Here is a 23,220-nt window from a genome sequence, read left to right as displayed (position 1 = left end):
AGGAAAGTTAACAAATTATTAAGAAATTGCAGAACTAATTCAAAATAATTAAAAATGAAACTAAAGTTTAATGGATTCTTAGTACTACTGATAGTACTTATGGCGCAAATTTCGTTTGCGCAAGAAAGAGCTGTTTCAGGTGTTGTTTCTGATAATGCAGGACTACCTTTACCAGGTGTGAGTGTATTAGTGAAAGGGACACAAACTGGAACACAAACTGATTTTGATGGAAAATTTTCTATCAGAGCAACTCCAAGCCAAGTCTTGGTATTCAGCTATATTGGGATGAAAACCCAAGAAATATTAGCTAGTTCATCTAATTTAAACCTTACTTTAAAAGATGATTCGATTGAATTGGAAGGTGTAGTAGTAGGAGCGCTGGGTATTAAAAGAAACAAAAACGCTTTAACATCATCAACACAAGTAGTAGCAAGTAAAGAACTTACTCAAGCAGCTAATCCGAACGTAGTTCAGTCATTAGTAGGTAAAGTATCCGGACTTCAAATCAACAAAAGCTCCAGTGGTGTAAACGGTACTAATAGAATTGTTCTTAGGGGCTCAAGATCTATTACAGGAAATAACGAGGCTCTCGTTGTAATAGACAATGCAATTTCTACATCGGCAGCTTTACAACTTTTACCTCCAGAGTTAATCGAAAGTGTAAATGTTATAAAAGGTATGCAAGGAGCGGCACTTTATGGAGAACAAGGAGTAAATGGTGTAATAATCGTTACGACAGTCAAAGGAAAAGAAAAAGGAAAAATCACTGTAAATGTAAATTCTGCAATTGATTTTGAAACAATTTCATTCTTACCAGACACGCAGCAAAAATATGGTCAAGGATGGGATGGTGTTCATTATCCTGAAGAAAATGGGTCATGGGGACTTCTTTATGACGGCGAATTAAGACCTACTGGATTACCTCAAGCAGATGGTCTAGAATTTCAACAACCATACTCTTTTATTAAAGATAATGTAAAAGCTTTTTACCAAACTGGAACTACCTATCAAAACGGTTTTTCTATCAACGCAGGAAGCGAAGATTCATATGCTCTTTTATCTGCTAACAAGGTAAAAACAGAGTTCGTTGTTAACGGAGATGCGCTAGAAAGAAATAGCTTTTTATTTAAAGCAGGAAAAAAAATTGGAAAATTTAGCATCGATGGTAACGTAAATTATACGTATCAAAAATCTACTGAAACTTCCAATGATTTACTTGATGACTTGATTCAAACAGCAGGAAATGTTGATTTGAATTTATTCAAAAATTCAGGAAATGAAGGTAACTATACCATATACTTTAAAAATCCTTATTGGACTATAGATAATAACCGTAATGATGCAACTAGGACTTTTATAAACACTATCGCTGCATTAAAATACGATATAAACAAAAACATAAATATCACTTACACTGGTAATTTACAATTTACCAATAGAGCTGAGCAGTCACATATCAATGAATATAGAGAAACAGCTGCATTAGCCGGTGCTGGGGCAAACAGAAACCAAACTTCTGAATACTTTTCAAATCAGTCATCTCTAAGAACTTACTATGGTGATTTTTTAATAAATTTTGACTACGATTTAACAGATGATTTAAGCTTGAAAGCGAACATTGGTAGCAACATGCAAGATCGTAATTATCGAATCACTTCTCAGGGAGGACAAAATCTTGACATTCCTGGATGGTACCATATCAACAATGTTTTGAGCCCTGCCAATCCATCAACATTAGACAACAGATCTTTGAAATCTAATCGTGCGTCTGTATTAGCAAACATTGATTTAGGATATAAAAATTATTTATTCTTAAATTTAACAGGAAGAAACGATTGGACTTCAGTACTATCAAAAGAAAATAATAATTTTTTCTACCCAAGTGCTGGTATATCTTTCATACCAACATTAGCATTTGAAGGATTAAAAAGCGAAACTTTAAGTTACTTAAAACTATCTGCAAACATTGTAAAAGTAGGTAACTCATCATCAATCCAACCGTATGCTACATCTGAAATTGGGGTATTTCCTACAGGATTTCCTTATGGTCAATTGGGTTCTTACATAGTCAATCAAAGACCTACTGATAAAAATATTAAACCAGAATTTGTAACTACAAAAGAGGTTAATTTAAATATTGGGCTTTTCAATAACAGGATTACAATCGATGGGTCTGCTTACATATCTGACACAAAAGATTTAATTACAGCGGCTACAGCTTCATCAGCTTCTGGATTAGCAACATCACAATCAAACATCGGTGATATGACTACCAAAGGGCTTGAAATCGATTTAGGATTAATTCCGATTAAAACCGAAGATTTCACTTGGAATTTAAGAGCTAGCTATTCAACCAACAAATCTGTTATAAATTCACTTGCTGCTGGAGCAAATGAAATCAACCTTTTCTCTAACGCAGCAACCGGAACAGGAATTTTTGCTCAAGTGGGTGAAGAATTTCCTTTAATTAAAGGTACTACTTTTTTAAGAGACGGTAATGGCAGCATAATCGTAAATCAATTTGGTCTTCCTACAAGATCTTCTTCAAACTCTATTTTAGGTAAAGCAACCCCAGATTATATTTTAGGGCTATCGAACTCTTTCTCATACAAAGGGTTTACATTGTCAGCTGTAATGGATTATAGAACTGGTCACCAAATAATTTCCGGAACTAAATACGATTTGACATGGCCTGGACGTTTAGTAGAATCAGCTGATTTTGATAGAGAAGTTGGTTTCATTTTACCAAATTCAGTAGTAGAAACAGCACCTGGATCAGGAATTTATGCTCCAAATACTTCTGTTTTTTCATCAGCTGGACATGGACCTAATGGTATTATCGATTATTATGGAACTTTAAGTAGAACTGGAGAACACAATGTAATTGATGCTACAGCATTTAAAGTAAGAGAACTTGCTTTAAGCTACTCTTTACCTACAGTAGTTATAGAGAAATTTGGATTAACATCGTTACGATTCGGTATTAATGCCAGAAATCCATTCACTGTATTAGCTAAGAGCAATAGAGGCTATACAGATCCAGAAGCTTCTGACAGTACAGCAAATAATGGAAATGGGCAAGGATTTTCTGGTACTGGACAATATCCAAATACAAGAACTTTTGGCGGAAGCATGAATTTAACTTTTTAATTAGAAGACATGAAAAAAATATTTTTAATACTAGCGGTAGCAGCGGTATCTCTAACATCTTGTAGTGACTACTTAGCTGATAATACTAACGTAAATAGTCCACTGGAAGAATCTCTTCCTCCTAGACTTATACTACCAGGTGCTCAATCACAAGCATTCAGAACCCAAGCTATCAACATGAATAGATTAGGTAGCATCATGACAAACGCATGGGGAGGTAATATTTATCAATTTACTAATCCTTTACAAGTTGAGTATTCATATAACTTTGACAACAATACTTACGCTGCAGTATGGGATGGTTTGTACCGAAGTGTAAACAACTTTCAAAAGATTATAGAAACTGACTTACCAAATCAGGGAAACTTCATTGCTATCTCTAAAATTATGAAAGCGCATTACATGCAATATATTGTCGATTTATATGGCGATGTGCCTTATTTCGAAGCTTTCAAAGGACAACAAAACCTTACACCAGCGTACACTGATGATGCTATAATTTACAAAGAATTAATTAAAGAATTAGAAGAAGCTCGTGCGCTAATCCAAAATCCATCTGCAACTGCAGAAGGAGTGGCTACAGACGTTGTCTTTAGCGGAAATATGAGCAGGTGGTTACAATTAGCGAATACAATCGAATTAAGAATTTTGTTAAGACAAAGCAAGCTTACCGATGCAACTACGGTAACTTATTTAAACACAAAATACGCAGATTTGAGAGCTTTAAACAATTTTATAACTAGTGACGTTTTAATTAATCCAGGGTATTCTTCTGCGAACAATGACAAACAAAGTCCATTTTTTGGTTCTTTTGTTAGAGATGCTGCAGGATCAACAACAAATACAACAAATACTTTATTTACTTCTTCAAAACATTTCGCCGATGTATTAAATGGCGAAACAGGTGGACCAACAGCAGGAGTTATTGATGCGAGAAGATCTAGACTATGGACTCTTGTAGGAGGAAAAGTAGTAGGAACAGATCAAGGACAAAAACCAGTTCCTGGACAAAATAACACTTCAAATCCAACATCAAGATTTGGATTAGGATTGACAAACTATGTAGGAGCAAATACAGCAGCGAGAACTGCAGCTGGTTCATCAAAAGCAGGAGCACTGATGTTATTATCTGAAAGCAAATTCCTTCAAGCTGAAGCTGTTCAAAGAGGTTTTTTAACAGGTACAGCGCAAACATTGTTTAATGAAGGGGTTCAAGCTTCTTTCACTTATTTAGGAGCAACGATAGGAACTTATTTGACTGAAATTGACACAAAACCTAATTTTGGTTGGACTGCAAGTACAAATAAAATTCAAGTGATCTTAACACAAAAATGGATCGCCTTAAGCGGTATTCATGGTGTTGAAAACTATATCAACTACACACGTACAGGTTTCCCTGTAATTCCTGGGTCTATAAATGGTTTCAACTTGCAACCATCTAGACCAAAAAGACTTATATATCCTTTATCAGAGTACAATGCTAACTCAGGAAACGTGCCAATTTTGACATCTGCTCAAATTACAACACAAGGTCCCTTCTGGTATGTACCGTAGTTAAAATACGTTTAGATTTTTTTTAAGGCTGTCTGAAAAGACAGCCTTTTTTTGTCGTTAACAGGAAACTAAATAAATTATATTTTCAAAAATTAAAAAAACGTTGTCATTTACTACGATAAATTTTTTATATATATTTGCATCATGGAAAAAGAACATCAAATATTTGGGATTAGAGCAATAATTGAAGCAATACAAGCAGGCGCAACGGTAGACAAAGTTTATATTCAAAAGGAAGCAAGTAGCGAACTAATGAAAGACTTAATGAAGGTGATGAAGCGCGGAAACATCAACTTTTCCTATGTTCCTGTTGAAAAACTAAACAGATTGACCCCTAACAATCATCAAGGTGCTGTAGCTACTATCTCTCCTATTTCTTTTTTTGATTTGGAATCTTTGATCGAATCAGTAATTGAAAACGGAAAAAAACCTTTGTTTTTGATTTTGGATCAAATATCGGATGCCCGTAATTTTGGTGCTATCATTAGAACGGCAGAATGTACGGGAGTGAATGGAATCATCGTTCAAAAAGCGGGTTCAGCCCCAGTGAATGGCGATACGGTAAAAACATCTGCGGGTGCAGTTTTTAATATTCCCATTTGTAAAGTAGAACACATCAAAGACGCTATCTTCTTATTGCAGGCTAGTGGTATAAAGACTGTTGCGGCGACTGAGAAAACGGATCAAAACATTTATGACATTTCTTTGAATGAACCTGTAGCTATCATTATGGGCTCAGAGGATCGTGGTGTAAACCCATCGGTTTTAAAAATTGTTGACGAGAAGGCTAAACTTCCAATGTTTGGAACGATTGGTTCATTAAACGTTTCTGTAGCCTGTGGTGCTTTTTTATATGAAGCGGTACGACAACGATCTTAGAATTTTTATTATAACATCTTCTTCTAAAAAATGAATTATAACTTCAGTTATGATTCATTTTTTCTCATTTGTAACAACTTCATAATTTACCTGAAAAACGGAAGTATAATACGTTAACAATTCCTGTTGTTGTTCTTCAACTTCAACTTTTGGTAAATTAACAAAATTTCCATTAGCATCAAAACGTTGCATAAATTTATCTTCTGAAGGATCAAAATTTACATGTTCCCAATCATACTTAATGATTTTTTTATACTCAGGAGTTTTATAAATAATTGAAAGAAGCAATCCTGTCAGTAACCCTCCCAAATGTCCTTCCCAAGAAATAGAATTTTCACCATCGACAGTTGGTGTTGGAAAAATATACCAAACCAATCCGCCATATACCACAATAACAGCAAGTGACAATGCTACAAGACGACTATACCTAGTCTGGATTCCTTTAAAAAAAACAAAACTGAAAAGTACATATATTAGTCCGCTTGCACCAATATGATAATTATTTCTGCCGATCATCCAAGTAATAAAGCCGGACAAAATAATTCCGTACCCAATGACCTGAAGTGATTGTTTTGCATAAAAAAATTGTAAGGAAGCTAAAAGTATTAGTAACGGAATAGAATTATTGTACAAATGTTTCATGTCCGCATGAATGAACGGACTAAAAATAATTCCTTGCAAACCTGAAAATGTTCGAGGGTAAATTCCATTTTGGACAAAGTCAAAATCAAATCTGATTTCGAGCCAAAAGACAAACCACAATACAAGCACAAAAAAAAGAGGCAGTCCAATGACTAAATTCGTGAATTTAAAATGTTTGTCCATAAGTAACTAGCAATTATATACTCTACTCCTGTTTCAAATACTTGTCCAAAAATAATTTAATGCTATTTTGTCATATTTAAACTGAAAATGCATTTTTTAACAACAGCCTAGCCCAGATAGAAACGGCATCCTTTTATATTTTGTTTTTTCAACAAGATATAAAAAATAAAGTGCAAAGCTGGAAATAGCTCCTAAAAAAAACTTTCACAAACGCAAACTGTTTCAAATTAAAAAAACTGTAATTTTACATTATGGAAGCACCACTTGCGGAACGTATACGACCACAAAAATTAGAAGACTACATCAGTCAATCCCATTTGGTTGGACCAAATGGCTCATTGACACAACAAATTGCGAAAGGGATTATCCCTTCATTAATTTTTTGGGGACCACCGGGAACTGGAAAAACTACTTTAGCACAAATAATTGCACAGGAATCAAAACGACCATTTTACATTTTGAGCGCGATCAATTCGGGTGTTAAAGACATTCGCGAGGTGATTGAAAAAGCGAAGCAAAGTGGTGGTTTATTTACTGCTAGAAATCCTATTTTATTCATTGATGAAATTCATCGTTTTAGTAAATCGCAACAAGATTCCCTATTGGCTGCAGTAGAAAAAGGGTGGATTACCCTTATCGGCGCCACTACTGAAAACCCGAGTTTTGAAGTAATTCCTGCATTGCTATCTCGTTGTCAAGTGTACGTTTTGAATGCATTTACCAAACATGATTTAGAATCCTTATTGGAACGTGCGATGAAAACAGATACTTATTTATCTACAAAAAATATTGTTTTAAGTGAAACCGAGGCTTTATTGAGACTTTCCGGCGGTGATGGACGTAAACTATTAAATATTTTTGAACTTGTTGTAAATGCTTCAAATGAAGACGAAATTAATATCACTAATGATTTGGTTTTCTCTTTGGTACAACAAAATACCGTTTTATATGACAAAACCGGTGAACAACATTATGACATTGTTTCTGCTTTTATAAAATCCATTAGAGGAAGTGATCCTAATGGAGCAGTTTATTGGCTCGCGAGAATGATTGAAGGTGGTGAAGATGTCAAGTTTATAGCACGAAGAATGCTAATTCTAAGCAGTGAAGATATCGGCAATGCCAATCCAACAGCTTTTGTTATGGCTAATAATACTTTTCAGGCTGTAGCTACAATTGGATATCCAGAAAGTAGAATTATTTTGAGTCAATGTGCAGTTTATCTCGCGACATCCCCAAAAAGTAATGCGTCGTACCTGGCAATTGGAACTGCGCAACAGCTTGTAAAACAAACCGGAGATCTACCGGTACCTATTCACTTACGCAATGCTCCTACTAAGTTGATGAAAGAATTGGGTTATGGTGAAGAATATAAATATGCTCATGATTATATCAATAATTTCGCAGAACAAGAATTCCTACCAGAAGCCTTATCCAATAATCCCATATATATTCCTGGAAATAACTCAAGAGAAAACATTACACGAGAGTTCTTAAAAAACCGATGGAAAAACAAATACGGTTATTAAAATCAAACCATAAAAAAATGCATTTATTGCTAAATACGTTTTCTTATCTATTTTAGTAAATACAAAGTTTTTATCTAAAACTTAACCGCTACTGTTTCAGACCACAGCTGGTCGTTTTGATAATATTCGAAAACCCATTCATTATTTTTTAGTATTAAAACTCCCTGAATGTCATCTTTCACAGCAATGTAACAGTATTTATTTGAAGTATGAAAAACTTTCATAATCACTTTTGGCGTACTATCAATTAACTGATATCCATTAGCTGTGGGTTGTGCGTAAAGTAAAGTAGCGTCTTCTTTGCTTATAATCTTAGGTGTATTCAAAACTGGTTTTTCAATTTTAGCTACAGGATTAGAAACAGTCTTACTTACTTCTAGTTCACTACCAGATTCAGTTTTCGCAATCTTTTGACCACTGTACTTGTACTGCAAGTTGTTAATGGACTGAAATGCTTCATTCAACGCTTCGGTGTAGGCAACTTGGTACTCTTTTTCTTTACTTTTACCAACGGCGGATTGAAATATAATTTTGTCATTACAATCCTTCATGGTTATGTAGAGTTTAGTTGTCAAAAAACTATTCTCTTTAACAACATCAACATATAGCAAACCACATCTGTCATTAAATTCTACCGGAATAGTTTCATTGTTGTAAAACGAATTAAAACCGGCTTTATTCAAATTAAATTTAGTTAGTGTATTCAAACGATATTGATTTTCTCCTTTTAAAAAATCATATTTAACGGGAACAATAAAAGCTTTATAATCGTTTACAGATTGAGAATAAGTATAACTAAAAACGAGTAGTACTACTAATAAAAATTGCTTTTTCATATTTATAAATATTTTTTAAGTTCTAATAAATGATTAATTTGTTTGATATGATCTTCAACAGTCATACACCCTTCATTGAAATAAATAGCGTCTAAACCCGCATCTAACGCTCCTTGAACATCCGCATCTAAGCTGTCGCCGATCATAATACTATGTTCTTTTTGGGCTTTAGCCAAATCTATAGCGTAATCGAAAATAATAGGATTTGGTTTTTTTACTCCTGCCATTTCAGAATTAGTAATCGTCTGAAAATAGGAACCGATTTTCGAATTATTTAATTTTTTAAATTGAACATCGGCAAAACCATTGGTTATAATATGCAAATTATATTTCGGTTTCAAATAGTCTAAAAGTTCGATTGTTCCATCAAAAAGATGATTATTCTCTGGCAAAAACCGGATATAATCATTTGCTATTGAATCAATTTCTTCATCGGAAATCGAATAATTCATAGCATCAAAAGAATGTTTGAGTCGATTGTACCGCAATTGTTCATGGGTAATTTTATCATATTGATACAACTTCCAACATTCTTGGTTTATCGGTACATACTTTTCAATAAATTCTTTTGTTTCTATTGTAGGATGATTTCTATTGAAAATAGTTTGGAATGTCAACTCTGAATTTTTATCAAAGTCCCAAAGCGTATGATCTAAATCAAAAAAAACGTCTTTTATATGTGTTTGTTTCATTTTATATTTTTAAAATATTCCTTCGTCTACAAAACTGTAATAACTAGTTTCAGTCACAATGAGATGATCCAATACTTTTATTTCTAAACTATCGCCTGCCAATTTTAATTTCCTTGTAATCTGTTTGTCAGCATCACTGGGAATCAAAGTACCTGAAGGATGATTGTGACACAAAATCAATGCTGTAGCTCCCATTTCGAGCGCCGTTTTAAAAACGATGCGAACATCAACCAATGTCCCTGTGATTCCGCCTTTACTCAACTGCGATTTCGAAATAACCTTATTTGAATTATTCATATATATAATCCAAAATTCTTCATGCGGCAATTCGCCAATAATAGGCTGCATAATTTCGAATATGATTTTACTCGAAGTGATTTTCTTCAATTCCACTGCATCCTCCCCTCTTCGGCGTCTTCCTAATTCTAAAGCTGCAATGATAGAAATTGCTTTCGCCTCCCCTATTCCTCTAAATTGCATGAGCTGCGACAAAGATAATTTCCCTAATGCATTTAAATTATTATCTACACTTGCCAAAATCCGTTTGCTTAAATCAACCGCTGACTCGTTTCTGCTTCCTGAACCAATCAAAATGGCAATCAATTCGGCATCGCTCAAAACACTTTTGCCTTTGAGCATCAGTTTTTCTCGCGGCTTATCATCTTCGGACCAATTGGTAATAGGAAAAAAGGAATTTTCAGCCATTCATCTTGTTGTTTAAATTTGTTTCTCCATGCAAATACTATTGTCTAAACCCACGTAAGGCTCGTAATTATCAACTATTGTATATCCCGTTTTTTGATACAAAGCAATAGCTTCCTTTTGTTTGAATAAAGTTTCCAAAACAGAAAATAAATATCCTAAGTCATGTGCCCAAAGCTCTAATTCACGTAAAATATTTTGCGCTAGACCCATTCCTCTGGCTTCAGGCGAAACAAACATTCGTTTTATTTCAATTGTATTTTTATTGTATTTTTTAAAACAACCACAAGCCACCGCTTTGTTATCCAAATAAATAATAACGACATTTGGATTTAATTCCAAAATATTATTTCCCCAATAATCTGCTTTCAATTCCGGATAACGTTCCCACAAACTTTTATCTAATGCTGATATGAGATTTATGAAATCCGGATTTTCACTTGTAGTTTTACAAATTATAATAGCATCACTCATATCACTACTTACTTTATCAATTCCTTTACTTCATCAAAGTTTAATCCCCCATAATTACCGGAACTCATCAACAGCAAAGCCGTATTTTCAAGATTCAAGTTGAATAAATAGTCTTTGAAATCTTTCGGATTCGTATAAATAATTAAATCTTTTCTATTGAAAGCATTTGCAATTTGGTCGTATGTAACTTCTTCAAGCTGTTTAATTTTTACCGCATCCGGCGAATAGAAAACTACTGCTTTATCAGCATATTCCAATGCCCCTTCATATTCTTTCAGAAATTCCGCATTTAAACTGCTGTACGTATGCAATTCTAAACAAGCCACTAAAGTCCGGTTTGGATATTGCTCTTTTACCGCTTTTGTAGTTGCAGCCACTTTGCTTGGTGAATGTGCAAAATCTTTATAGGCTACTTTCGTTTTGCTTTCGGCTATTTTTTCCAATCGTTTTGAAGCGCCTTTAAAACTGGCAATCGCTTCATAAAAATCAGCTTCATCAACGCCCATATTTTGGCAAATCCATTTGGCTCCAGCCAAATTATTAAGATTATGCGCTCCAAAAACCTCAATAGGCATATCGCCTTCCGGAGTTTCTAGAAGTGTCACACCATCGCTAACGCTATATTTTGGAGTGTGATACGCTAATTTTCGGATTGGATTTGTTGCAGCGTCGCAAACTCGTTTTACTTCACTATCATCTTCATTATAAACGAGAATCCCACCATTAGTAATTTTACCAATGAAAATTTCAAACTGTTCTACATAATTCTCATACGTTGGAAAAACATTAATATGATCCCACGCAATTCCAGAAATTAATGCAATATTAGGCTGATACAAATGAAATTTAGGTCTGCGATCAATTGGCGAAGACAAATATTCATCTCCTTCTAAAACGATAAAATCATTTTCCTCCGTAAGATGCACCATCGTATCGAAACCTTCCAGTTGCGCGCCAACCATATAATCCACTGCAATGTTATGGTAATGCATTACATGTAAAATCATTGAAGTTATCGTGGTTTTTCCATGAGAACCACCGATAACAACTCGTGTTTTATTCTTGGATTGTTCATAAAGGAATTCCGGGTACGAATATATTTTCAGTCCTAATTCTTGCGCTTTTAATAATTCAGGATTATCTGCTTTGGCATGCATTCCAAGAATTACAGCTTCGATATCTACAGTTATTTTTTCAGGAAACCAACCTAATACTGGTGGTAAAATTCCTTTTTTGTCTAATCTAGATTTTGATGGTTCAAAAATTGCATCGTCACTTCCGGTAACTTGATATCCTTTGTTGTGTAATGCTAAAGCCAGATTGTGCATAGCGCTTCCTCCGATAGCTATAAAATGTGTACGCATTCTAATTTTGGTTTATGGTTGTTGAGTTCAAGATAAATTAAGATCAGTCCTAATTTTTTTTATTGTAGGTTTCCAATATTGCTTTTGCTTTTTCAGAATCTCGCATTTTATTTTTATACAAATTAGCTAACTTTTGATAACTTGTTTTTGAACCTCCTACAAGAATTGCTTTCTTATATTGTTGTTCTGCAACATTGTATCTTTTAAAATATTCCTCAATATGGCCTCTTGACAAATATCCGTCAACGGGTGATAATTGCAATAATTCGTTGGAATATTTTATAGCTTTAGATTCGCTTCCGCCAACTATTCCCGGTAATTGAATATATAACTCTATCAGTGCCCAACGCGATTCAATGTGTTTTGGATTCAGAATGATGGCTTTTTCAAAGGAAGCTTTCACTTCATCAATCATTCCAAGCGCCTTAAACTTGTTTGAATCTTTGGCTTTCATGCCTAAAACTCCTCCATATTTAAAATGATAATCGGCCTCGGAAGGTTTCAGCTGCTTGAGTTTTTTGTAATACCCAATAGCTTTATCCCAAGATTTACGATGTCCGGCAATATCTCCCAGATATTCAATAGTCTTCAAATCTGATGGATTGGTCTTTAAAATAGATTCAAAAACTAACTGCGCCAGATCAAATTTTTGTGCTTTGAATAGCTTTTCTGCTTTATCGAAATCAGATTGAGACCACATCATAACCGGTAGGAATACAAATAAATAAATAATATGTTTCATTCTTCAAAAATAGGGAAATATGATACGTTAGATTTGATTTTAAGTAAAAATTAGTAATTTAGTAGGAAATATTTTCTGATATTAAATTAAGCACATTAGGGAATATTTCTTCACTATTTTAAACGCAAATTATGAAAAATATTCTTTTACTATTCCTTTTCATCTCTACTTCAATTTTTGGACAAGATTATGACAAAAACTGGCTTAAGGTAATTGAATATGAAAATGATGGAAAAATTAAATCTGCCAATGAAATAGTTTCAAAAATACAGCAAAAAGCTACTCGGGATAAAAATGAAATCCAAATAATAAAATGCTTTTTTTACGAATCAAAATATTTGCAAGTCTTGGATGAAAACGCGCAAACCAAAATTATAAACAATTTAAAAACTGAAATCAATAAAGCTTCAGTTCCAACGAAAGCGATTTTGAATTTAGTTTATGCGAAATGCTTGATTGATTATCAAAAGCATAACTCCTATTTACTGTACAACAGAACAAATACTGTAAGTATTGATGATCAATTTTTAACGTGGACTTCAAAAGACTTTTTGGAACAGATTAATCGTGCTTTAGAAAAAACACTACTGGACGAAGCGGTATTAAAACAAACTTCCTTGAGTAATTACCTTCTTATTTTTGATTATAGTGATGAAGAAAAAACAAAAAAAGCCAATCTGTTTAACTATTTATTAAAAGAAAACATTGCGTTACTTACTCAGCAGATTCAGCAATGGGAAATTCAAAAAAAGGAATTTTTACCCTATGAAAAAGAACTTTTAGGAAATTCAGCATCCTTTTTAAAATTAAATTTTGCTTTTGTAAAAAATGAAAAACTAAAAAAAGTGCTGGAATTGTATCAGAAACAAGAAAAAGACGCTCCTGATTTAGAAAACCAATTTGACAGAATTCAATTTTGCAACAGCTATATATTAGAATCTGTTGATACATTTATGAAGTCCTTGAATGCGATTCAAAAACAATCTAAGGACCTAATTTTGACTCAAAATATTCAGTTAGAAAAAGCAATTATTCTGAACAGATATGCCTCAAAAGAAATTCATCCAAATTATAAGATTCAAGCCGTTGCAACTCTCGACAGTATTATTAGCATCAACAATCGTTCTAATGCACACAAACTGGCCCAAAAAAAGAAACAAAACATTGGTTCTAAATCACTGAATATTCAACTTCAAAAATTCGTATATAGTGATGAAATCACAAGAGCTTTTGTTCAGTACAAAAACACAAACCGCCTTTCGATTTCTTTCTTTAAAATCGATCAAAACGACATAAAAGACTTCCAAAATTCCCCTTATAAAAAAGACAGTTTAGTATCTGCTATAATTAAAAACAAAATAGCAATTGCAACCAAATACTATGAAGTTGAAGAAAAAAATAATTATTTCGAATACAGCACTGAAGTGCTTTTACCGCCATTAAAAACAGGCAGTTATTTGGTGTATTTTGAAAGTGACGCAGTTATCAAGAACTCAAAAGCATTTGCTTACGAAACTATCACTGTTTCAAATATTACAGTTCTAACTTCGGAAAACGATAAGAAAGAAAATTATCAGGTGTTGGACAGAAAAACTGGAAAACCTTTAGAAAATGTTTCTATAACACTATTAAATCAAACTATTTTAACCGACAAAAATGGCAAAGCAACGTATCTCAAAGAAAATAACAACCGTAACTATAATCTTATTGAATTTACAACTGAAAACGATTCTCTATTATTGAACAATCGTTACGCGAATTACTATAATGATTACGCGACGATAGAAAACCAGAAAGCAAAAGGAAAAGTCGAATTTTATTTGGACCGCGCCATTTACCGTCCGGGACAAACGGTTTACTACAAAGGAATTGCTTTTAGGAAAGGACAAGACAAAACGAGTGTTGTTGCAAAAGCATCTTTCAAAATTACAATTCAAGACCCAAATGGTACTGTTTTCAAAGAATTTGATGTGGTTACCAATGAATACGGCTCCTTCTCCGGAGAATTTTTATTACCTAAAAGTGGACTGACAGGAAATTTCAGAATGACAGCTGATGAACCCGACAATAATAAAAATTTTATTTTTGTTAAAACAAATGACCAACATCAGTTTTGGGATGATATAGAATTTAATGATTCTGAAATATCTTTCAGAGTTGAAGAATACAAACGCCCAAAATTTGAAGTGACTTTCGAGCCTTTTAAAAATTCCTATCAAGTCAATCAAAAAGTAAGCGTAAATGGATTGGCCAAAGCTTTTGCCGGAAGCAATATTTCGGATGCAAAAGTAGCCTACAAGGTCACACTCATTCCTTACACCTTAAACAACGGTTATTATTACCACCAAAACGGTAAATCAGAAATTATTTTAGTTGGAGAAACTAAAACAGATGCTGCGGGAAAATTTGAAATAAATTTCATCGCCAAACCTTTTGAAAATGCTTCCAAAGAACAGTTACCCATTTTTGAATACTACATCACAGCATCCGTTACTGATAGTAATGGCGAAACGCACCAAACCCAAACAAATGTTAGGATTGGCTACCATTCTTTGACACTTACTACAACTATCCCAAACCGAATTGAAACCAAAAATAAAAATGAAATTGAACTAAACAGCACCAATCTCAATGGAGAATTTTTAGCTGTTAAAGGCGAAATTAAACTCTATTATGTCAGTCCTTTTTCGAATAAATTTAAATCTAGAGTTTTTACGAAACCAGAAATTGAAACTATTTCAAAAGAAGATTTTGAGCGCTCCTTTCCATACGAAGACAATAAAAAACCAAATGACCTAAAACTCACTGAAATTCTGGTCTTTTCTAAAAAAATTAACACTGAAAAAGATAAAAAAACAGCATTAGATTTTATTTCCAAGTACAAATCCGGGAATTATAAAGTGGTTTTTTCGGCCAAAGACGCTTTTGAAAATCCAATAGAAACCAATTCTAATTTCCAATTGATACAGAGCAAGGACAAAATCGATTCGAGTAAATTATTTGTCGCAGAACAAATCAATACTGATGCTAAGAAAGATGGTTTTGTTTTAGTAAAATTAACGTCGGTTATTCCGGAACTTTATATCAATACAACTGGAGATTACCAAAGTTTCCTTTATTTTGAGAATACTTTTCATTTGCAAAACAATGAAATCATTATCAAAATTCCGCTAAAAAAGGAATTTGAAAAAAGAATAAAAGTAGGTTTCGAAAGTGTATTCGAAAATCAGACTTTTTACGACCAAATAGAAGTAATCCTCAAAGAAAAAGAATTCAAATTGGAATTCACAGTTGAAAGTTTCAGAAACAAATTACAACCAGGAAGCAGTGAAAATTGGTCTTTTCAATTAAAATCATCCAACACTACAAAAGAAGCCGAAGTTTTGGCTTCAATGTACGATAGTTCTTTAGATCAGTTTGCCAAAAGAGATTGGAATGGATTGAAATTCAATGATTATAACTACAACTTTGCTAACTTTAAAACTAGTTTAGGATTTGATAAAACATCAAGTTACATTCGGAATCTAAATCCAATTTTTAATCGAATAGAACTTATTGATGAAACTACCAAATTAATGTGGTTTGGATTCAACTTCAACGATTCTTTCACAAAACAGCAACTAAAAGAATATCAAAAACAGCTAAATACTAAAAGTAAAAAACCGCTAAATGCAAAAATGATTTCAGGGATTGTCACTGACGGGAAATACCCTTTACCCGGCGCGCGAGTTACTATAGAAGGAATTGAACGCGGTACTGAAACTGATTTTGATGGGTATTATCAAATAGAAGCCGCTGTAGGAGAAGAATTAACGTTCTCCTACATTGGATTCGAATCTAAAAAAATTACAATCGACACCAAAGTAGTTGATGTTCAATTAGAAGAATCCAGTAATAGTTTACAAGAAGTTGTCGTTGTGGGTTATAGCAGTGTAAAAAAGAAATCTTTAACTGCAGCTACACCGGAAGTTGTAGAAGAAGCGGACAATCAAATTTACAACACTGCAGGAATAGATATAAAATTAGAAGGAAAAGCCAGTGGAATAACAATTAGAGGAAACTCAAGTATTTTAGCTAATTACAAAAACGCCTTGTATATCGTTGATGGCGAACTAATAACTGAGGAACAATTCAAATTAATTTCTCCATCGGACATCATTTCTGTTAATATTTTAAAAGCCGAAAAAGCCACCGCATTATACGGAAGCAAAGGAGCTAACGGCGTCATTATCATCACAACCAAAAAAGCATTAGAAGCCTTGACTCAAGTTAAAGCCAGAAAAAATCTCTCGGAAACTGCTTTCTTTTATCCGAATTTAAAAACAGATGCCAAGGGAAAAGTAAGTTTCAATTTTACTTCGCCTGAAGCTTTGACCGCTTGGAAACTCCGATTATTGGCACACAACAAAGAAGCTGGTTCTGGTTATTTAGAAAAAAGTGTTATTACTCAAAAAGAGTTAATGGTGACGCCTAATTTCCCTCGTTTTTTCCGAGAAAAAGATTCGATAGTCATCACGGCAAAAGTGGCAAACATTACAAGTGAAGCCAAAACAGGAATCGCTGTCTTGCAACTTTTTGATGCGACCACAATGCAATCAATCGATGCTAAAATGAGAAATGCGAATACAGTAAGAAATTTCAAAATCGCTCCTTTTGGAAATACAACCGTGAGTTGGAAAATTTATATTCCAGAAGGTCTACAAGGCGTTCAGTATAAAGTTTTGGCCAAAGCAGGAAACTTTTCGGATGGCGAAGAAAACATACTTCCGGTTTTAACTAATAATATGTTGGTTACCGAAAGTATCCCGATTTGGGTACGAGAAAATTCGAAGAAAGAATACACTTTCGAGAATCTAAAAAATAACACTTCTACTACTTTACGAAACCATCAATTTACGTTAGAATACACTTCAAATCCCTCTTGGATTGCCATTCAATCGCTACCCTATTTAATGGAATTTGAACACGAATGTGCGGAACAAACCTTTGCCCGATTTTATGCGAATGCTTTGGCTTCGGAAATCATTTCGAGTAATCCGAAAATAGCAAATCTATTCGAAACTTGGAGAAAAAACGGAAAATTGAATTCGGAACTGGAAGAAAACGAGGAATTAAAATCGATAATTCTTGCCGAAACACCTTGGCTGAATGATGCGCAAAGTGAAGACGAAAAGAAAAAAAACGTAGCGTTACTTTTTGACCTAGAAAAAATGAAAAATGCACAAGAAGCTACTTTCAAGAAGTTAAAACAAAAGCAAAATGCTTCGGGAGGATTCGCTTGGTTTGAAGGAAGCACCGAAAACGAATACATAACCCGACACATTTTGGCTGGTTTGGGGCATCTCTCAAAATTAAGCACTACCGAAAATAATGCAGTTAAAATTAAACAAATTACTGCAACAGGAATTCCGTTTTTGGATCAAAAGTTTTTAGAAAATCACAAAACCACAACAGAAAAATTAAACGCAACCGATAAATTGATTTGGTCAAATCCGTATACTGAATTACATTATTTATACACCCGAAGTTTCTATTTGAAAACTTATCCGCTTTCAGACACGTTAAAAAAAGTAACTAAACTGTACCTTGAAACTGCCAAAAAAGAGTGGTTGACTTATTCTTTATACGAAAAAGGATTGGCGGCCTTGACCTTAAATCGTTTTGGCGAAAAAGAAACTGCCAAAAAAATTCTGATAAACCTAAAAGAAACCGCTTCAAACAATGAAAATTGGGGAATGTATTGGATTGCCAACAAATCTGGCTGGTATTGGTATCAAGCGCCTATCGAAACTCAGGCTTTACTGATTGAGGCTTTCGCCGAAATTACAAACGATAATGAATCCGTAAATGCCATGAAAGTTTGGTTATTAAAAAACAAACAAACTAAAAACTGGCCCACGACAAAATCGACCACCGAAGCAATTTATGCTTTATTGATGCAAGGAACAGATTGGTTGAGTGTGAAAGACAATACAATTTTCAAAATTGGAAACGAGAAAATCCTAACCAGAAAACTATCCGAAAACGAAAAAGAAGCCGAAACAGGTTATGTAAAACTTAACTGGAAGGCAGATGAAATTAAAAAAGACATGGCAACTATTTCCATCGATAACAAATCGAAAGTTCCAGGTTTCGGTGGTGTTTATTGGCAATTCTTTGAAGATTTGGATAAAATAAAAACCATTTCTACCGCTGCACTATCAGTTTCTAAAGAATTGTATGTTAAGAAAAATACCGACAAAGGCGAAATACTGCAACGAATAACTTCGAATAATCCGCTTCAACTTGGTGATTTAGTTACCGTTCGATTAGTGATTTCTGCCAAGGAAGATATGGAATTTGTGCATTTAAAAGATATGCGTGCTTCTTGTTTTGAACCTGTAGATGTACTTTCAGCATACCAATATAAAAGCGGATTGGGTTTCTATAAAAGTACAAAAGATGCCGCAACTCATTTCTTTTTTGACCAAATAAACAAAGGTGTTTTTGTTTTAGAATATGATCTTCGTGTAAATAATAGCGGTGATTTCTCTAACGGAATTACAACTATTCAAAGTATGTACGCTCCTGAATTTACCAGTCATACCCAAGGAATTCGGTTTATGGTAAAATAGTAACGATCTTTAATTTAAAAAAGTTCTTCATGTTTTTCCCTCGAGAGGAATTCTACTATTTATAATTCATCAATTAATTTAAGCTTTCAATTGATAAAACATTGTACAAAATTACCGCCATAAAAATAGAACAAAGGAAAGATATTCATTGTTTTAGTATTTATTAATTAAATTGTTTTAGCTGTAGGATTATTATCATTCATCAAGGGAGCAGGATCCAAATTATTCGAAAAAAAAGAGGTGGAAGCTCCAGTTGTAGAGAAAGAAGTTTTGAAAGCAAGTGCGCTTTTGGTTCATGTACATTCTTTGAATATATCTTTCAAAACTTTAACTGTGGTTGCACAAAATGAAAAAGTGACTTTGAAAGGAGAAGTTGATAATCAGTCTGATGCTGAAAAAATCGCTTTAGCTGTTGGTAATCTAGAGGGAGTTTCGTCAGTGGACAACCAAATAGAAGTTGCTGTAAAAGAACCAGAATCAAAATACCATACGGTGGTTGAGGGAGATTGGTTATTCAAAATTGCGAAAACCTATTATAATCACGCAACTAAATTTGATGTTATTTTTGAAGCTAATAATCCAATGCTTTCTGATCCAGATAAAATATATTCAGGACAGGTTTTGAGAATTCCAAATTTGTAATGAATACCAATAAAAAGGGCTTCAAAAATCTGAAGCCCTTTTATATATACAAATAGTACTTTTTGAGTACTTTTAGTCATTCAACATTTTCCATAACTTATCTTTCAATTCTGTCAAACCTTGTTGCGCAACAGACGAAATAAACATGTAAGGAACATCCTTGAAAGCTACATCTAATTCTATTTTTAATTCTGCTTTCAACTCATCATCCAACATATCGCATTTAGAAATCACCAACAAACGCTCTTTATCAAGCATTTCAGGATTATACTTCGTCAATTCATTTACCAAAATATCATATTCAGCTTTAATATCTGGCGTATCAACAGGGACTAAAAAAAGTAACGTTGAATTACGCTCAATATGACGTAGGAAATAATGTCCTAATCCTTTTCCTTCGGCAGCTCCTTCTATAATCCCCGGAATATCTGCAATTACAAAAGATTGAAAATCTCTGTATGCTACAATTCCAAGATTAGGTTTTAAGGTTGTAAAAGGATAGTCCGCAATTTTTGGTTTAGCAGATGTCAATACTGATAACAACGTTGATTTTCCAGCATTAGGAAAACCTACCAAACCTACATCAGCAAGCACCTTTAGTTCTAGAATTACATCCATTTCTACTCCAGGTAAACCAGGTTGAGAGTATCTGGGAGTTTGGTTTGTTGAACTTCTAAAATGCCAGTTCCCAAGACCTCCTTTCCCACCGCGAGATAAAATTTGTTTTTCACCATCATCGGTGATTTCAAATAATATTTCTCCAGTTTCTTTGTCTTTTACAACAGTACCTAATGGCACTTCAATATATTTGTCATCTCCATCAGCACCTGTACTTCGGTCGCCACTTCCATCTCCACCATTTCCAGCTTTGATGTGTCGGGCAAATTTTAAGTGAAATAATGTCCAAAGACCTTTATTTCCCACTAAATATACATGGCCTCCACGACCACCATCACCACCGTCAGGTCCACCTTTTTCAATAAATTTTTCTCTGTGCAAGTGCGTAGATCCTTTTCCTCCTTTACCGGATGAAACATATATTTTAACATAATCTACAAAATTCCCTTCTGTCATTTTTTTTAATTTCAGATTTTAGATTTCAGCTTGAATAGATTCAAACTTCCAACTTACATCTATTTTTATAATTTAATCGCCTTCACCATCACTTTATCAATCTTCACGCCATCCATATCGATAACTTCTAATTCAAATTTCTGCCAAATTAATTTCTCCCCTTGTTTTGGAATATGAGAGAGCTCTGTCATTATTAATCCGCTCACAGTTGTAACTTCATAATCATTGATTAATTCATCTAATTCAAAGTACGTCAAGAAATCGTGCAACGAATAATGTCCGTCAACTAACCACGTTCCATCTTCTCTTTCTATTAACTGAAAATCATCTTTATAAAAATCAGAAGCATCGCCTACCAAAGCTTCCAGAATATCATTCAGCGTGATTATACCTTGAAAAACGCCATATTCATCCGAGACAAACGCGTAATGTATTCCTGTTTTTTTGAAATCCTCTAAAGCTACATAGGCTGTAGTTTGCTCCATCATAAAAGGAGCTTCGGTCATGATATCTGCCAAATTGAAATTTTCATTTTCAAAATGTGCAAAAATATCTTTTAGGTTAACAACCCCAACAATATCATCATAGTGTTCCCCATAAACCGGATAAATTGAATGAAGTTCTTTCAGCATAAATTCCTTAACTTGGTCCTTATTTGAATGTAATGGCAAAAACATCACTGATTTTCTATGAGTCATTAAAGAGTTTATTTTTCTGTCGCCAATATGAAAAACACGCTCCACAATATCTTGCTCTATCTCCTGAACTTCACCGCCTTCAGTTCCTTCTTTGATAATTGCTTTTATTTCTTCCTCAGTAACTTTTCCGTCTGCTGTTGGTTTTATTTGCAAAATTTTTAATAAAAAATCAGTTGAGTGAGTTAACAACCAGATAAAAGGTGCAGTAATTATTGACACAATTTTCATCGGTAACGCCACTGCTTTTGCAATAGCTTCCGGATGGTTGAGTCCAATTCTTTTTGGCAACAATTCGCCCAAAACGAGCGAGAAAAAAGTTAATATGACAACAACTAAACCCACTGCTACAGAATGTGCGTAAGGTTTTAAAAATGCAAAGCCACTTACAAATGTTTCTACATCGACCGTTATTTTGTCCCCACTATAAATACCGGTAAGAATTCCTATCAAAGTAATTCCTATTTGTACGGTTGACAAAAATTTGTTCGGTGAATTCGCTAGATCCAGAGCGATTTTGGCACTTTTATTTCCTTTTTTGGCTGCAGTTTCCAGTCTATTTTTTCGTGCTGAGATCAATGCGATTTCTGACATCGAGAAAACCCCATTTAGCAGTATTAGAAAAAATATTATTACTATTTCCAATTTTTTAATTGATTCGTTTATATCTTAAAATGTGATTCCTAAATTTTTAATTTAGAAAACAGTTGTTTGCCACCTCATCATTTAGCCCTGATGGCAGTGAAAAGCCCGGAGATAAAAAAATTACTTTTTCTTGGCAAAAAAGAGCGACCAAAGGAAGCTCCTTTTATGACCTATAAAAATATTTTTTTTATTGAGGACTTGTAATGTACAGCTGGAATTGCTCCTATAAATTATCTATCACTTTACTTACTCTTTCGGTAATTTCCGCAATTGAACCGATTCCATTTACTGCATGAAATTTGCCTTGCTCCTGATAATATTCCATTAAAGGAGCCGTTTTTTCATTGTATTCCTGGTAGCGATTTCTGATTTTTTCTTCATCTTGATCGTCTATTCTACCACTTGTTTTTCCTCTTTCCAATAATCTCTGGATCAAGATTTCATCATCAGCTTCTAGCGCAATTGTTGCAGCAACATTAGAACCAATTGAAATAAGAAAGGCGTCTAATGCTTCGGCTTGCGAGATTGTTCTTGGATATCCGTCAAATAAAATTCCGTTGGTATCCGGATGTTTATTTACCTCATCAATCAACATTTTAGTAGTCAACTCATCCGGCACTAAATCGCCGGCATCCATATAAACTCTTGCCTGTTTGCCTAATTCTGTATCGTTTTTTAAATTAAAACGGAATACGTCACCAGTAGAAATATGCTTTAATCTATATTTTTCTTTCAAAAACTCCGCCTGAGTTCCTTTACCAGCTCCTGGTTTTCCAAATAAAACAATGTTAGTCATGTTGATG

The 23,220-nt window shown here is 33.9% G+C and carries 16 protein-coding genes; 6 read left to right on the top strand and 10 right to left on the bottom strand.

What is annotated here, in order from left to right; translation table 11 throughout:
• Positions 1-54 precede the first annotated feature (54 nt).
• From ACP7AT_RS05920 to rlmB, 3 genes are all read left to right on the top strand, one after another.
• Positions 55-3,150: a SusC/RagA family TonB-linked outer membrane protein gene (locus ACP7AT_RS05920; RefSeq protein WP_426063431.1), complete on the top strand. Its 3,096-nt coding sequence runs from the start codon at positions 55-57 to the stop codon at positions 3,148-3,150.
• Positions 3,151-3,159: 9 nt separating this feature from the next.
• A complete protein-coding gene (locus tag ACP7AT_RS05915; RefSeq protein ID WP_426063430.1) occupies positions 3,160-4,704 on the top strand; it encodes a SusD/RagB family nutrient-binding outer membrane lipoprotein in 1,545 nt (514 codons plus the stop codon).
• 144 nt (positions 4,705-4,848) lie between these two features.
• Complete coding sequence (gene rlmB, locus ACP7AT_RS05910; RefSeq protein WP_035668140.1) at positions 4,849-5,583, top strand: 23S rRNA (guanosine(2251)-2'-O)-methyltransferase RlmB; 735 nt, start codon at positions 4,849-4,851, stop codon at positions 5,581-5,583.
• 54 nt (positions 5,584-5,637) lie between these two features.
• On the opposite strand, the gene ACP7AT_RS05905 is transcribed toward rlmB, so the two are convergent.
• Positions 5,638-6,408 carry a rhomboid family intramembrane serine protease gene (locus ACP7AT_RS05905; RefSeq protein ID WP_426063429.1) on the bottom strand — a complete coding sequence of 257 codons (771 nt, stop codon included), beginning with the start codon at positions 6,406-6,408 and terminating at the stop codon, positions 5,638-5,640.
• A 251-nt stretch (positions 6,409-6,659) separates the two neighbouring features.
• On the opposite strand from ACP7AT_RS05905, the gene ACP7AT_RS05900 reads away from it, so the two are divergent.
• Positions 6,660-7,937: a replication-associated recombination protein A gene (locus tag ACP7AT_RS05900; RefSeq protein WP_426063428.1), complete on the top strand. Its 1,278-nt coding sequence runs from the start codon at positions 6,660-6,662 to the stop codon at positions 7,935-7,937.
• A 74-nt stretch (positions 7,938-8,011) separates the two neighbouring features.
• Here the strand turns inward: ACP7AT_RS05900 and ACP7AT_RS05895 are convergent, their stop codons facing one another.
• Genes ACP7AT_RS05895 through ACP7AT_RS05870 form a run of 6 tightly spaced genes read right to left on the bottom strand, consistent with a single transcriptional unit; the run spans position 8,012 to position 12,747 of the window.
• Positions 8,012-8,773, bottom strand: coding sequence for a hypothetical protein (locus ACP7AT_RS05895; RefSeq protein WP_426063427.1), 762 nt, complete (start codon positions 8,771-8,773; stop codon positions 8,012-8,014).
• A 2-nt stretch (positions 8,774-8,775) separates the two neighbouring features.
• Entirely contained in the window at positions 8,776-9,465 is a 690-nt protein-coding gene (locus tag ACP7AT_RS05890; protein WP_426063426.1) for a YjjG family noncanonical pyrimidine nucleotidase, read from the bottom strand.
• A gap of 9 nt (positions 9,466-9,474) precedes the next feature.
• Complete coding sequence (radC, locus tag ACP7AT_RS05885; RefSeq protein ID WP_426063425.1) at positions 9,475-10,170, bottom strand: RadC family protein; 696 nt, start codon at positions 10,168-10,170, stop codon at positions 9,475-9,477.
• A gap of 12 nt (positions 10,171-10,182) precedes the next feature.
• Positions 10,183-10,641: a GNAT family N-acetyltransferase gene (locus tag ACP7AT_RS05880; protein WP_426063424.1), complete on the bottom strand. Its 459-nt coding sequence runs from the start codon at positions 10,639-10,641 to the stop codon at positions 10,183-10,185.
• Between the two features lie 8 nt (positions 10,642-10,649).
• Positions 10,650-12,005 carry a UDP-N-acetylmuramate--L-alanine ligase gene (locus ACP7AT_RS05875; RefSeq protein ID WP_426063423.1) on the bottom strand — a complete coding sequence of 452 codons (1,356 nt, stop codon included), beginning with the start codon at positions 12,003-12,005 and terminating at the stop codon, positions 10,650-10,652.
• Between the two features lie 49 nt (positions 12,006-12,054).
• Positions 12,055-12,747 (bottom strand): tetratricopeptide repeat protein, encoded by a 693-nt coding sequence (locus ACP7AT_RS05870; protein WP_426063422.1) that lies wholly within the window; start codon positions 12,745-12,747, stop codon positions 12,055-12,057.
• Positions 12,748-12,878: 131 nt separating this feature from the next.
• Here ACP7AT_RS05870 and ACP7AT_RS05865 point away from each other — a divergent pair, with 131 nt between their 5' ends.
• Positions 12,879-19,361, top strand: coding sequence for an MG2 domain-containing protein (locus ACP7AT_RS05865; RefSeq protein WP_426063421.1), 6,483 nt, complete (start codon positions 12,879-12,881; stop codon positions 19,359-19,361).
• Positions 19,362-19,532: 171 nt separating this feature from the next.
• Entirely contained in the window at positions 19,533-20,003 is a 471-nt protein-coding gene (gene lysM, locus ACP7AT_RS05860; protein ID WP_426063621.1) for a peptidoglycan-binding protein LysM, read from the top strand.
• 72 nt (positions 20,004-20,075) lie between these two features.
• Here the strand turns inward: lysM and obgE are convergent, their stop codons facing one another.
• The 3 genes from obgE to ACP7AT_RS05845 all read right to left on the bottom strand — a co-directional run bounded on the left by obgE (position 20,076) and on the right by ACP7AT_RS05845 (position 23,213).
• On the bottom strand, positions 20,076-21,077 hold the full coding sequence (gene obgE / locus ACP7AT_RS05855; RefSeq protein WP_426063420.1) for a GTPase ObgE: 1,002 nt from the start codon (positions 21,075-21,077) through the stop codon (positions 20,076-20,078).
• A gap of 65 nt (positions 21,078-21,142) precedes the next feature.
• The gene (locus ACP7AT_RS05850; RefSeq protein WP_426063419.1) at positions 21,143-22,417 is read right to left on the bottom strand and encodes a hemolysin family protein; all 1,275 of its coding nucleotides are present in this window, start codon (positions 22,415-22,417) and stop codon (positions 21,143-21,145) included.
• Between the two features lie 223 nt (positions 22,418-22,640).
• Positions 22,641-23,213: an adenylate kinase gene (locus ACP7AT_RS05845; RefSeq protein WP_426063418.1), complete on the bottom strand. Its 573-nt coding sequence runs from the start codon at positions 23,211-23,213 to the stop codon at positions 22,641-22,643.
• Positions 23,214-23,220 lie beyond the last annotated feature (7 nt).

Origin of the sequence: Flavobacterium sp. DSP2-3-1 (assembly GCF_049896865.1) — a bacterium.
GTDB lineage: Bacteria > Bacteroidota > Bacteroidia > Flavobacteriales > Flavobacteriaceae > Flavobacterium.
This window is presented reverse-complemented; position numbering and strand designations above follow the sequence as displayed.

Excerpts from the sequence above, each read along its gene's own strand:
- ACP7AT_RS05920 (WP_426063431.1), top strand. The coding sequence starts at position 55 with ATGAAACTAAAGTTTAATGGATTCTTAGTACTACTGATAGTACTTATG.
- ACP7AT_RS05915 (WP_426063430.1), top strand. The coding sequence starts at position 3,160 with ATGAAAAAAATATTTTTAATACTAGCGGTAGCAGCGGTATCTCTAACA.
- rlmB (WP_035668140.1), top strand. The coding sequence starts at position 4,849 with ATGGAAAAAGAACATCAAATATTTGGGATTAGAGCAATAATTGAAGCA.
- ACP7AT_RS05905 (WP_426063429.1), bottom strand. The coding sequence starts at position 6,408 with ATGGACAAACATTTTAAATTCACGAATTTAGTCATTGGACTGCCTCTT.
- ACP7AT_RS05900 (WP_426063428.1), top strand. The coding sequence starts at position 6,660 with ATGGAAGCACCACTTGCGGAACGTATACGACCACAAAAATTAGAAGAC.
- ACP7AT_RS05895 (WP_426063427.1), bottom strand. The coding sequence starts at position 8,773 with ATGAAAAAGCAATTTTTATTAGTAGTACTACTCGTTTTTAGTTATACT.
- ACP7AT_RS05890 (WP_426063426.1), bottom strand. The coding sequence starts at position 9,465 with ATGAAACAAACACATATAAAAGACGTTTTTTTTGATTTAGATCATACG.
- radC (WP_426063425.1), bottom strand. The coding sequence starts at position 10,170 with ATGGCTGAAAATTCCTTTTTTCCTATTACCAATTGGTCCGAAGATGAT.
- ACP7AT_RS05880 (WP_426063424.1), bottom strand. The coding sequence starts at position 10,641 with ATGAGTGATGCTATTATAATTTGTAAAACTACAAGTGAAAATCCGGAT.
- ACP7AT_RS05875 (WP_426063423.1), bottom strand. The coding sequence starts at position 12,005 with ATGCGTACACATTTTATAGCTATCGGAGGAAGCGCTATGCACAATCTG.
- ACP7AT_RS05870 (WP_426063422.1), bottom strand. The coding sequence starts at position 12,747 with ATGAAACATATTATTTATTTATTTGTATTCCTACCGGTTATGATGTGG.
- ACP7AT_RS05865 (WP_426063421.1), top strand. The coding sequence starts at position 12,879 with ATGAAAAATATTCTTTTACTATTCCTTTTCATCTCTACTTCAATTTTT.
- obgE (WP_426063420.1), bottom strand. The coding sequence starts at position 21,077 with ATGACAGAAGGGAATTTTGTAGATTATGTTAAAATATATGTTTCATCC.
- ACP7AT_RS05845 (WP_426063418.1), bottom strand. The coding sequence starts at position 23,213 with ATGACTAACATTGTTTTATTTGGAAAACCAGGAGCTGGTAAAGGAACT.